This window comes from Verrucomicrobiota bacterium JB022 (genome assembly GCA_030673845.1).
GTDB lineage: Bacteria > Verrucomicrobiota > Verrucomicrobiia > Opitutales > Oceanipulchritudinaceae > WOUP01.
Genome location: JAUTCQ010000005.1, coordinates 57,258 through 68,948, shown reverse-complemented (window position 1 = coordinate 68,948; position 11,691 = coordinate 57,258). Strand labels below are relative to the sequence as shown.

Sequence of the window (11,691 nt, the reverse complement as noted above, 5' to 3'; positions counted from 1 at the left end):
GCGCGGAGGCAAGCTGCCGACCAAGCGCATGATGGAAGCGCTGAGGTTCTGGATGATGGGCTGGGCCGACGACGAGGAACTTGTAGCCGCCATGGGCCCCGCGAAAAAACGAGGCTGAACCATCAGGGGAGAAGCGCATCGCCAAGGCGATGCGACGCGCAGCTTTGTACAGACGCCACTGGCAACCGACGACCTCGCGTCCAGACCGGGCGCAGGCCAAAACCTGAAAACCCCATGAGTCAGCCCTCACCCATGAAAACGAAAACAGCTCAAAGCGTGCCGAACACTACTGGCGGGACGCTCCAGCCACGGGGCGGATGGGCTCTGGGGAAGACGGACGCCCCGGCGGTGCGTCCCTACCAAAGACGGACGCCCCGGCGGTGCGTCCCTGCCGGAGGATGGGGGGATGATTTTGCGGGTAGCGCCCTGCGGGCTGGTGGGGTTCGGCGGTCATGCACCGCCGCTCCTGTGGGGCGTTCGGGGGGCGGTGGGATTTTGGGAATTTGCGGATGGGGAGTTTTGAGGATTGCCAGAAAGTTTGGGTTTCTTTAGCGTTGCCCGACGGACTGGCGGATTTGGTTTTCCGTTGTCGCTTGCAGTGTTTTGCCCCCTGATTTCCCGTGTCTGATTCGTTGAAAATCCTGATCGCCTGTGGTGGCACGGGTGGACATTTGTTTCCCGGTATCGCGGTGGCGGAGACGCTGCTGGACCGGGGGCATGAGGTGAAGTTGTTGATCTCGGAGAAGAAGGTGGATGCGCTGGCATCGGAGAAATACGGGCATCTGGATTTTGACACGGTGCCGGCGGTGGCGAAGCCGGCGACGTTTTCGCTGAAGATGCTGCCGTTTTTGTGGAGGCTGCGGCGGTCGATCGTGCGGTGCCGGAAGATTATCGAGGGGTTTGAGGCGGATGCGGTGCTGGGGATGGGCGGGTTTACGTCGCTGCCGCCGGTTTATGCGGGGCACAAGCTGGGGCTGAAGACGTTCGTGCATGATTCGAATGCGCGGCCGGGGCGGGCGAATGTGCTGACGAGCCGGTTTTGCACGCAGGTGTTTCTGGGGCTGGAGCCGGCGAGGGCGTTTTTTCCGAAGCGTGAGACGGTGGTGACGGGGACGCCGGTGCGGCCGGAGATCATGAAGCTGCCGACGCGGGAGGAGGCGGCGGAGGTGTTCGGGCTGGATGCGGGGAAGCAGACGATTCTGGTGGTGGGTGGCAGTCAGGGGGCGCGGCGTTTGAACGAGTTGTGCGCGGAGGCGGTGCCGATGCTGCCGGACGGGGTGCAGATGCTGCACATTGCGGGTGCGCTGGATCATGACCGGGTGGCGGAGATCGCGGCGGGGCGGGAGAACCACAGGGTGCTCGGGTTTTGCGATAAGATGCCGGCGGCGTATGCGCTGGCGGATTTGTTGATCGCGCGGTCGGGGGCGAGCAGCCTGACCGAGATTGCGATTGCCGGGCATCCGTCGATTCTGGTGCCGTATCCGTATGCGGCGGACGACCACCAGACGCGCAATGCGGAGGTGTTTGCCGACGGCGGCGCGGCGAAATTGATCCAGGAACGGGATCTTTCACCGGAAAAACTGGCGGAAATGGCCGGATTGATCCTCAAGGACTTGCCAACTTTCGAAAGCATGGCACAAGCCGCGCGCGCGCTTGCCATCCCCGATGCCGCGGACCGGGTGGGCGCCGCGATCGAAGCCACCCTCAGACCTCAATGAACGACCTCAGCAAGCGACTCACCCAGACCGACGATCCCCTGCAAATTCACCTGATTGGCGTGGCCGGATCGGGGATGAGCGGGCTTGCGCTGTTGTTGCTGGGGATGGGGCACAAGGTGAGTGGCTCCGACCGTGTGACCTCGAAGGAGACGACGCGGATGCAGGGGCTGGGGTTGGTGTTTTCCTCGCCACACACGCCGGAGGCGGTGAAGGGGGCGGATCTGGTGGTGTTTTCCTCGGCGATCAAGCCGGACAACCCGGCCTATGCGGCGGCGGTTGAGGAGAAGATTCCGTTGTTCCGCCGGGCGGAGTGTCTGGCGGCGATTTTGCACACGCGCAAGGGGATCGTGATTTCCGGGACGCACGGGAAGACGACGACCTCGGCGATGACGGCGCACGTGCTGCGTGAGGCGGGCTTGAAGCCGAGCCATTACGTGGGTGCGGAGATTCCGATTCTGGGAGCGAACGCGAAGTGGTCGGAGACGGGTGAGTTCATGGTGGCGGAGGGTGACGAGAGCGACGGCACGCTGGCGCTGTATCATCCGGAGCACTCGGTGATCCTGAACATCGAGGCGGAGCATCTGGATTTCTACCGGGATCTGGAGCACATCCGCGAGGTGTTCACGAAGCTGGCGGACCAGACGCGCGGGAAGCTGGTGTATTGCGCGGAGGATCCGGTGGCGCACGAGCTGTGCGGTGAGCGGGAAGGCACGGTTTCCTACGGCTGGGAAGAGGCGGACTACACGGCGGAGGACGTACGGGATTTGCGCGGGTCGTCGGCATTCACGGTGAAGAAATACGGTGAGGTGCTGGGCGACATCGAGCTGGGAATCCCGGGTCACCACAACATTCTCAACGCGCTGGGCGCGGTGGCGGTGGCGGATTCGGTGGGTGCGGAGTTTCCGGACGTGGCGCGTGCGCTGGCGACCTTTGCGGGTGCGAAGCGGCGGTTTGAGACGAAGTATTTGTCGGAGAACTACCGGATCATCGACGATTACGGGCATCATCCGACCGAGATTGCGGCGACGCTGCAGACGGCGCGCACGCTGAAGCCGAAGCGGATCATCGTGTTGTTCCAGCCGCACCGTTACACGCGGACGCAGTTGCTTGCGGACGAGTTTGGCAAGGTGCTGCAGGCGGCGGACCGGGTGTTCATCAGCGACGTGTATCCGGCGTCCGAGCAGCCGATCGAGGGGGTTTCCGGGCAGACGCTGGTGGATGCGATGGCGGAGCACGGTGATGTGCCGGCGGTGTTTCTGCCGGACCTGCGGACGGCGCACCACATGGTGGGCAGCGTGCTGAAGCCGGGGGATCTGCTGATCACGCTGGGGGCGGGGAACGTGCACGAGGCGGGGGCGAAGGTGGCGCGCGATCTGGCGGTGCTCGAGGAGATGCGCGGGTTGATGCCGGAGGGTGAGATCGACGGCAAGCTGTATGAGCCGATGGCGCGGCACACGACGATGCTGGTGGGCGGTCCGGCGCAGTTCTGGATGGAGCCGCACAGTTTTTACGGGATGGCGTTTTTGGTGAACTACTGCCGTGACCGGGGGATTCCGGTGCGGGTGGTGGGCCGCGGGTCGAATTTGCTGGTGCGCGGCGGCGGGATCCGCGGTGCGGTGATCCACCCGACGGGCGGGCCGTTTTCCGATGTGTCGCTGGGGGCGCGGGGTGAGATCACGGCGGGTGCCGGGGTGCGCTTGAAGAAGCTGGCGAGTTTCGCGGGAGCGAGCGGGCTGGGTGGTTTCGAGTGGATGGAGGGGATTCCCGGCAATGTGGGTGGAGCGCTGCGGATGAATGCCGGGGCGATGGGTGCGGACACCTTCAGCCAGGTGGTGCGGGTGACGTTTCTTGACGAGGACGGGGTGATCCGGACGCGCGAGCGCGACGAGATCGTGGCGCACTACCGGAACGCGCCGGAGCTGCGGCGGAATTTCGCGTTGCAGGCGGTGTTCAAGGGCAAGCCGGACAAGCCGGAGAACATCAAGGCACGGTGGGAGGCCGCGCGCGAGAAGCGCAAGGGGTCGCAGCCGACGATGGCGTCGGCGGGCTGCACGTTCAAGAACCCGGAATACATCGCGGCGGGACGGCTGATCGACTCGCTGGGGCTGAAGGGTGAAACCATTGGCGCGGCGATGGTTTCCGAGACGCATGCGAATTTCGTGGTCAATCAGGGCGGCGCGACCGCCGAAGAACTCCTCGAGTTGATCGACGCCGTCCAGAGGAAGGCGAAGGAAGAACGCGGGGTGGAGCTGGAGACCGAGGTGAAGATCCTCGGTGAAGACGAGTATACCTTCTAAACAAGATGAGTGATTTCCCCAGAATAGCTGTGTTGATGGGTGGCCCGGGATCGGAGCGCAAGGTTTCGCTGGCGTCCGGCGGGGCGGTGCTCGGTGCCCTGCAGGGGCTGGGTCTGGATGCGGTGGGAGTGGACGTGACGACGACGGATGTGGTGCTCCCGGACGGGGTGGGGCTGGCATTCAACGTGATTCACGGGACCTTCGGCGAGGACGGCCAGCTGCAGGAAAAGCTGGAAGCGCTGGGTGTGCCCTACACGGGTGCCGGGGTGGTGAGCAGCCGCACGGCGTTCGACAAGAACCTGGCGAAGGAAGCGTTCAAGGCGGCGGGTGTGCCGACGCCTGGGGCGGAGATTGTGGATGTGTCGGGTGGGGTGAGGTTGCCGTCGCTGGCGGTGCCATTCGTGGTGAAGCCGCCGCGCGAGGGATCGAGCGTGGGGGTGCATGTGGTGAAGGATGCGGCGCAGGCGCAGGCGGCGATGGAGGATGCGGCGAAGTATGGGAACGACATTCTGGTTGAGGAGTTTGTGGAAGGGCTGGAGCTGACGGTGGGGGTGCTGGACGATGTGGCGCTGCCGATCGTGCACATCATTCCGCCGGAGGGGGTGTATGACATGGCGAGCAAGTATCCGTGGTTGTCCGGCGCAAAGGGGAGCACGTATATCTGTCCGGCGGAGCTGGATGAGGAGACGACGAAGGTCGTGCAGGAGGCGGCGCTGGCCGCGCACCGGGCGCTGAATGTGGAGGTGTATTCGCGGGTTGACGTGTTGCTCGACGCGCAGAAGCGGCCATTTGTGCTGGAGGTGAATACGATTCCGGGAATGACTGAAACGAGTCTGCTGCCGAAGTCCGCGACGGCCAGCGGGATTGGATTTCCGGAGCTTTGCCAGATGATTGCGCGGCTTTCGCTGGAGCTGAGAACGTAATCCACCGCCACCAGGAAATCCGCCGCCACCAGGAAATCCGCCGCCACCATGAAATCCGCCGCCACCATGTAACCCGCCCCCGCCATGATCAGAAAAAGGAGAAAAACGAGCAAAGTGCGCAAGCGTTCGAAACAGAGCGTGCTGCAGGTGCGTGTGATGAGCCCGCGGATCGCGTGGTTCGGGTTTCTCGGGTTTCTCGGCAAGTTTGCGCGGTTGGCGGTGATTCTCGGGCTGATGGGGGCGGCCGGCTGGGGTGTGTGGCAGGGGATCCGGCACGCGTTTTACCAGAATCCGGATTTCGAGTTGCGGATGATCAAGCTGAATACGAACCCGGTGATCGACGAGGCGGGCGTGGCGGAGGTGGTCGGGATCGATCTGCTGGAGATGCCGAGTTTGTTCGACATTGATGTCGAGCAGGCGGCGATGAAGCTGTGCGCGCTGCCGGAGGTGAGCGACGCGCGGGTGGAGCGGCACCTGCCGGACACGCTGGTGGTGCGCCTGGTGGCGCGGACGCCGGAGGCGTGGATTTCCTGCCCTGAGATCGGGCTGCTGGCGAAGCGCGAGGCCGGCGCGATGCTGGTCAGCAAGGAGGGGGTGGCGTATCCGTGTCCGGAGCTGCAGGTGGAGTCTGCGGAGGGCCTGCCGGTGATCGAGCTGCCGGCGAGCGAGGAGCACGGGATCGTGGTCGGCGGCAAGGTCGGGCATCCGGAGCTGACGCATTGCGTCCGTTTGTTGGAGGCGGCGCGGCAGGCGGATCCGGAGGGGGTGCAGTGGATTGAGTCGATTCGGCAGGAGAACGAGTGGTCGTTGTTGTTGACGACGAAGCAGGGGACGCTGGCGACCTTCGGGCTGGGCGATCACGAGCGGCAGATCGAGAGTCTGCGCGCGGCGCTGGACCACGCGGGGGAAAAAGGTTATCTGATCGCCACCATCAACTTGATCCCAAAATACAACATTCCGATCACCCTGCAGGGGGACGGTCCGCCGCCGCGGGCGATCCCGGTGACGGTCGATGTCGCGGAGCAGGGGCCGGGTGTCCGCCAGGCGAGGGATCTATCGACGCTACTCCGGCGCGATTGACGGGATTTCAGTATTTCAGCACATGTCACGCCGCACGAAGATCCACGTAGGACTTGAGATAGGCACCAGCAAGACCTGCTTGGTGGTGGGTGAGGTGAAGCCGGACAGCGCGGTGAAGATCCTGGGGATCGGCGAGACCAAGAGCGCCGGTGTGCGGAAGGGGGAGATTTACGATTACGCGCTGGCGCGGGCGTGCCTGAAGGATGCGCTGGCGCGGGCGGAAGACGCGAGTGACGTGGAGATCGGCAGTGTGTTTCTGGCGGTGACGGGTTCGCACATCCAGGGGGTGAACCACCGCGGGACCTACCGGCTGCCGGATGGTGAGCCGGTGGTGACGCCGGAGCATGTGGAGGACGCGTGTTCGATCGCGCGCGACGTGCACATTCCGCAGGACCACGTGTATCTGCATCCGATCGTGCGCAACTACTGGCTCGACGGGTTGGAGCACTCGAACTCGCCGGTTGGCTTGTTTGGCAAGACGGTGGAGGCGGATTTCCACGTGGTGCACGGGATCGGCACGCGCCTGCAGAACAGCATCAAGCTGGTGCGCGAGATGCCGCTGGAGGTGGACGATATTGTGTTTTCCCCGATTTCCACGGCGCAGATGGCGCTGGCGAGGGAGCAGCGCGAGAGCGGTGCGCTGGTGATCGACATCGGCGGCGGCACGACGGACTACGCGCTGTATCACGGCGGAGTGATCACGGCGTCCGGCTGCATTCCGGTGGGTGGGGATCACGTGACCAACGACATTCATCTGGTGACGGGACTGCCGTTTTCCAAGGCGGAGACGCTCAAAGTGGAGGAGGGTGATGCGTCGGCGGATCCGGTGCGTTCGGTGGGGATGGCGCGGGTGACCGACGACCGGGGATTCGCGGATGTGGAGGTGGAGCGCGCGGTGCTCAACGAGGTGATCCGGCAGCGGCTCGAGGAGACGCTGAACCTGGTGAAGGACAAGCTGCCGGAAGGCGGGATGGATTTGATCGGTTACGGCGTGTTTCTCACCGGCGGCACGAGTTTGATGCGTGGATTCAGCGAGCTGGCGTATGATGTGTTCGGCCGGGACATCTACCGGCCGGAGCTGCCGGAGCTGAGTGGCATCCAGGCGAGTTTCAAGGACCCCCGGTATGCGACGGCGATCGGGTTGATCCGTTATGCGCAGATTCTCGAGACCGAGCGTGTGGCACCGCCCGGGATGTTCAGCCGCATCCGTGATTTGTTCTGGCCGTTTGGCAGATAGCAGCCCCAAGATTTCCGACCGAATTTCAACCAAGTTTTCACCATGATCCCTTACTCCCGCGACCCTAAGGAAACCATTCCATCATCATCAGTCAAAATCATCGGCCTCGGCGGGGCCGGCGCCAACATGCTCGAGCGGATTGCTCTGGACGGCATGGAGGGTGCCGAGCTGCTGGCGCTGAATACGGACATCCGCACGCTGGGTGCCTGCATTGCCAAAGAGAAGATCCAGCTCGGGGTGAACCTGACGAAAGGGCTGGGGACGGGTGGTGATCCGGAGCTGGGGCACCAGGCGGTGCTGGAGGCGGAGGATGACGTCCGTGAGTCGGTGAAGGGGCGGCGGATCGTCTTTCTATGCACCGGGCTGGGCGGAGGCACGGGGTCGGGAGCGGCACCGATCGTGACGCGGATTGCGCGCGAGGAAGGTGCGTTTGTGGTGGTGTTTGCGACGATGCCCTTCGGATTCGAGGGCAAGCGGCGGCGCGAGCAGGCGGAGACCGCGCTCAACGAGCTGGCGGTGCTTTCCAACGCGCTGGTGACCTTCGACAACAACCGGATGGGCGAGCTGGTGCTGGCCAAGCAAGGGGTGCACGAGGCGTTCATCGCGGCGGACCACATGATCTGTGAGTCGATCAAGGCGGTGATCCGGCTGGTGATCCGGCCGGGATTGATCAACGTCGGTCTGGACGACCTGATGAGTGCGCTGCGGACCAACCGCTCGCGTTGTTTGTTCGGCTCCGGGCTTGCCAAGGGCAAGGACCGTTCGAGCAAGGCGCTGGACAACGCGCTTTCCAGCCCGCTGCTTGACCAGGGGTCGCTGCTGAAGGAGGCGCAGACGGTGCTGGTGCACTTGTGTGGCGGCGAGGACCTGACCTTGTTCGAGATCGAGCTGCTGATGCAGAAGCTGCAGAAGTTCGTGCCTGATAGCGCGCATGTGTTGTTCGGTGCTGCGGTGGACCCCTCGATGGGTGAGTCGCTTTCGCTGACCTTGATCAGCGCACTGCCGGAGGACGCGCTGGCGATGGCGCCGCGGGAAAGCATGAATGCCGCGGCGCTGCGCAGGGCGGCGGAGGCTGAGCCGGAACCCGAACCTGAACCCGAGCCCGAACCCGAGCCGGAGCCGGAACCCGAACCGGAGCCGGAACCCGAACCGGAACCGGAGCCTGAGATGGTTGAGCCGACTCCCGAGCCTGAGCCGGAGCCCGCGCCGGTTGAGCCGACTCCGGTGCACGAGAAGCCGGAGAAGACCGGGATTTTCGATGATTTGGATGACGATCTTGATTCCGGTCCGCCGGAGGTCCCGAAGGCTGATGCCGCGGCGGGGCGGGCTGCCGAGACCCGGCACCAGTTGCCGGAGAAACGGAGCGTCGCACAGTTTTCGTCGCCGCTGACCAAGCTGCGCGAATCGCTTTCCAAGAAACCAGCGGATTTGACCCTGTTTGACGACGATGAGGGTGGGAATGCCGAGCGTCCGTTCGCCGAGCCGGATGTCGGCGTGAAGGCGGTGAAACCGCGGGTTCAGGAGCCGGTGGTGGAGCCCTTCACGTTGCTCGACGATGAGCCGGAGCTGGAGGAGTTTGCCGAGCAGGAAGCTGCGGCGGATGAGGGTGCGGCGAAGCCGGCGATTGCGGATTTTGTGGCGCGGGAAGCGGAGCCGGCGCCGGAAGCCGATGCCCCGGGCGCGGACCAGGAACCGGACCCGGCGCCGGCCGCGGACGATGACACCGAGCTGGACGATGATCTGGATCTCGATGATCTGGAGAGCGCGGGATTCGGGACGCTGCCGAAGCGGCGGTCGGAAGGCAAGGTGCCGTGGACGAGCAGCTATGAGCCGAAGCCGGCGGAACCGGAAGCGAAGCCGCAGCGGCCGGACGGGCCGACGTTGAAGTTGGGCGTCAAGTCCGGCTCCGAGGAGAGCCAGTTGTCACTGGACACGACGCCCCGCGGGCGCTTTGAAGGTGGGGATCCGAACGTCGTCGATGGCGAGGATCTCGATCTCCCGCCATTTCTCCGCAAAAAGAAAAGGTAAGTGATGGCAGCCGACGCTCTGGAGGCCATGAACCCGCTCCGCCGCTTCGAGATTCCGAGGCGGGTGGCGGCCTTTACGGGAGCGGGTGTGCTCCCGGCGCTGAGGGTCGAGTCGGATCACTCGGTCGCCGAGATTTACCAGCATGGTGCGTGCGTGACGTCGTTCCGGCGGCATGGCGAGGAGCCGTTGTTGTTTCTGAGCAGGTCGAGCCGGTTTGATTCCGTGTCACCGATCCGGGGCGGCGTGCCGATTGTTTTTCCGTGGTTTGGGGCGCGCGGCAGTCTGCCGCAGCACGGTTATGCGCGGACGACGCCGTGGGAGGTGGTGGCGGTGAGGCTGGTGGATGACGGGGCGGTGGCGGTGGAGCTGGCCTTGCCGAGGCTGGGTGGATCGCTGGTGACGCTGGAGGTGACGGTCGGTGCGAGCTTGAAACTCGCGCTGCGGGTCGAGAACTCGAGCATCGACCAGCAGCTGACTTTCGAGAGCTGTCTGCATCCGTATTTCCACGTGGGTGCGATCGAGCGGGTGACGATCCGGGGGCTGGAGGAGACCGGCTATCACGACTGCATGGTGGACCAGGAGTTTGCGAGGTCGGGGGAGCCGATCCGGATCGCCTGCGAGACCGACCGGATTTACCTGCGCCATGACGGTGACGTGGTGATCGAGGACGAGGATCTGGGGCGGCGGATCCGGGTGCGTGCGACGGGTGCGCAGTCCACGGTGGTGTGGAATCCGTGGACCGAAAAGTCGCGGGTGATGCAGGATTTCGGCAACGATGACTACCGGACGATGGTCTGTGTGGAGTCCGGCAACATCGGTGAAAAGGCGGTGACGCTGCGGCCGGGGAAGTCGGCGGTGCTGGAGGTCGAGTATCTGACCGAAGCACTCTGACCGTGGCTCATTGCGCCGGGCGTCAGTATTTCTTCCAGACGCTGGGGAAGAAGAGCACGAGCAGGGCGAAGAGTTCGAGGCGGCCGAGGATCATCAGCCAGGCGAGGAAGACCTGGGTGGCTTCGCGGAAGTGGCCGAAGTTGTCGGTGGGGCCGACATCGCCGAAGCCGGGGCCGATATTGGAGAGCGCGGCGAGGGCGGCGGATCCGCAGGTTTCCAGCGAGATGCCGGTTCCGGCTTCGAGGAAGCCGATGATGACGGTGGCGAAGGCGCCGATGAAGACGTAGAGCGAGAGGAAGAACATGACGCGCGCGCGGGCGTCATCGCCGATGCTGTTGCCGTTGACGCGGAGGCGGAAGACCTGGTTGGGGCGGAAGGCGCGCACGATTTCGTGGTGGGCGGACTTCATGAAGACGATGAGGCGGCCGATTTTCGCGCCGCCGGCGGTGGATCCGGCGCAGCCGCCGAAGAGCATGAGCAGGCCGATCATGACCTGGCACCAGGCGGGCCAGAGTTCGTAGTCGGCGGCGCCGAAGCCGGTGGTGGAGACGATGGTGACGACGATGAACGAGGCGTCGCGCAGGGCGGAGACAAACGAGGCGTCGCCATGCCAGGCGCGGCCGCCGGCGATGATGAGGATGAAGGCGGCGACGATGCCGAGCAGCCAGCGTGCGTCCTCCTCTTCGCGGAAGCGTTTCCAGTTTTTCCTGAGGATGACTACGTAGAGCAGGAAATTCATGCTGCAGAGGAACATGACGATGGTGATCCAGAGTTCGATGAGCCAGCCGTTGCCCCAGTCCGAGTAGAAGCCGATGCTTTTGCTGTGCGGGCTGAAGCCGCCGGTGGAGACGGCGGTCATCGAGTGGCAGACGGCGTTGAACCAGCTGAGGCCCATGAGGTGCAGGCCGGTGGCGCAGGCGAGGGAGATGCCGAGGTAGATGCGAACCAGGGCGAGGGCGGTATCATGGATGCGGGCCATGCCGGACTCTCCGCCGCGGAACGAGGATTCGTTGTGGAAGAGGGATTTCGAGTCGAGTCCGAGGTAGGAGAGCACGGCGACGAAGAGGACGAGGATTCCGATGCCGCCGAGCCACTGGGTGGCGGAGCGCCAGAGCAGGATGCCGCGCGGCCATTCTTCGATGACGGTGAAGACCGAGGAGCCGGTGGTGGTGAAGCCGGAGGCGGATTCAAACAAGGCCTCGGCCCAGTTCAGCCCGGGCGCGCAGAGCATGTAGGGCAGGCCGCCCATGGCGGAGCTGACGAGCCAGCCGATGCCGACGACGGCGACGGCATCGCGCTTGGGGATGCGTTTCATCGCGCGGTGTCTGCCGCCGGCGATGACGAGCAGGGTGCCGGCGAGGATGGTGAGGCCGGACGACTTGAGCAGCGCGGCGGCGGCACCGGCATCTCCGGCGACGACATCGAAGTGGGCGAAGACGGCGCAGACGAGCATGGCCATCGCCTCCAGCAGGAGCAGGATGCCGAGTAACCGGAAAACCAATCGGTGATTCATGGGA

At 64.6% G+C, this 11,691-nt stretch carries 8 protein-coding genes; 7 read left to right on the top strand and 1 reads right to left on the bottom strand.

Annotated elements, in window-relative coordinates:
- Positions 1 to 620: 620 nt before the first annotated feature.
- The 7 genes from murG to Q7P63_03690 all read left to right on the top strand — a co-directional run bounded on the left by murG (position 621) and on the right by Q7P63_03690 (position 10,174).
- On the top strand, positions 621 to 1,718 hold the full coding sequence (murG, locus tag Q7P63_03720) for an undecaprenyldiphospho-muramoylpentapeptide beta-N-acetylglucosaminyltransferase (protein ID MDP0499187.1): 1,098 nt from the start codon (positions 621 to 623) through the stop codon (positions 1,716 to 1,718).
- Positions 1,715 to 4,015 carry a UDP-N-acetylmuramate--L-alanine ligase gene (murC, locus tag Q7P63_03715; protein ID MDP0499186.1) on the top strand — a complete coding sequence of 767 codons (2,301 nt, stop codon included), beginning with the start codon at positions 1,715 to 1,717 and terminating at the stop codon, positions 4,013 to 4,015. The genes murG and murC overlap by 4 nt, the downstream gene beginning before the upstream one ends.
- 5 nt (positions 4,016 to 4,020) lie before the next feature.
- Positions 4,021 to 4,938, top strand: coding sequence for a D-alanine--D-alanine ligase (locus Q7P63_03710; GenBank protein ID MDP0499185.1), 918 nt, complete (start codon positions 4,021 to 4,023; stop codon positions 4,936 to 4,938).
- An 84-nt stretch (positions 4,939 to 5,022) separates the two neighbouring features.
- Positions 5,023 to 6,018 carry an FtsQ-type POTRA domain-containing protein gene (locus Q7P63_03705; protein MDP0499184.1) on the top strand — a complete coding sequence of 332 codons (996 nt, stop codon included), beginning with the start codon at positions 5,023 to 5,025 and terminating at the stop codon, positions 6,016 to 6,018.
- Between the two features lie 22 nt (positions 6,019 to 6,040).
- A complete protein-coding gene (gene ftsA, locus Q7P63_03700) occupies positions 6,041 to 7,255 on the top strand; it encodes a cell division protein FtsA (protein MDP0499183.1) in 1,215 nt (404 codons plus the stop codon).
- 42 nt (positions 7,256 to 7,297) lie between these two features.
- Positions 7,298 to 9,283 (top strand): cell division protein FtsZ, encoded by a 1,986-nt coding sequence (locus Q7P63_03695; GenBank protein ID MDP0499182.1) that lies wholly within the window; start codon positions 7,298 to 7,300, stop codon positions 9,281 to 9,283.
- A gap of 3 nt (positions 9,284 to 9,286) precedes the next feature.
- Complete coding sequence (locus Q7P63_03690) at positions 9,287 to 10,174, top strand: D-hexose-6-phosphate mutarotase (protein MDP0499181.1); 888 nt, start codon at positions 9,287 to 9,289, stop codon at positions 10,172 to 10,174.
- A 22-nt stretch (positions 10,175 to 10,196) separates the two neighbouring features.
- Here the strand turns inward: Q7P63_03690 and Q7P63_03685 are convergent, their stop codons facing one another.
- A complete protein-coding gene (locus Q7P63_03685; protein ID MDP0499180.1) occupies positions 10,197 to 11,687 on the bottom strand; it encodes a TrkH family potassium uptake protein in 1,491 nt (496 codons plus the stop codon).
- Positions 11,688 to 11,691: the final 4 nt, after the last annotated feature.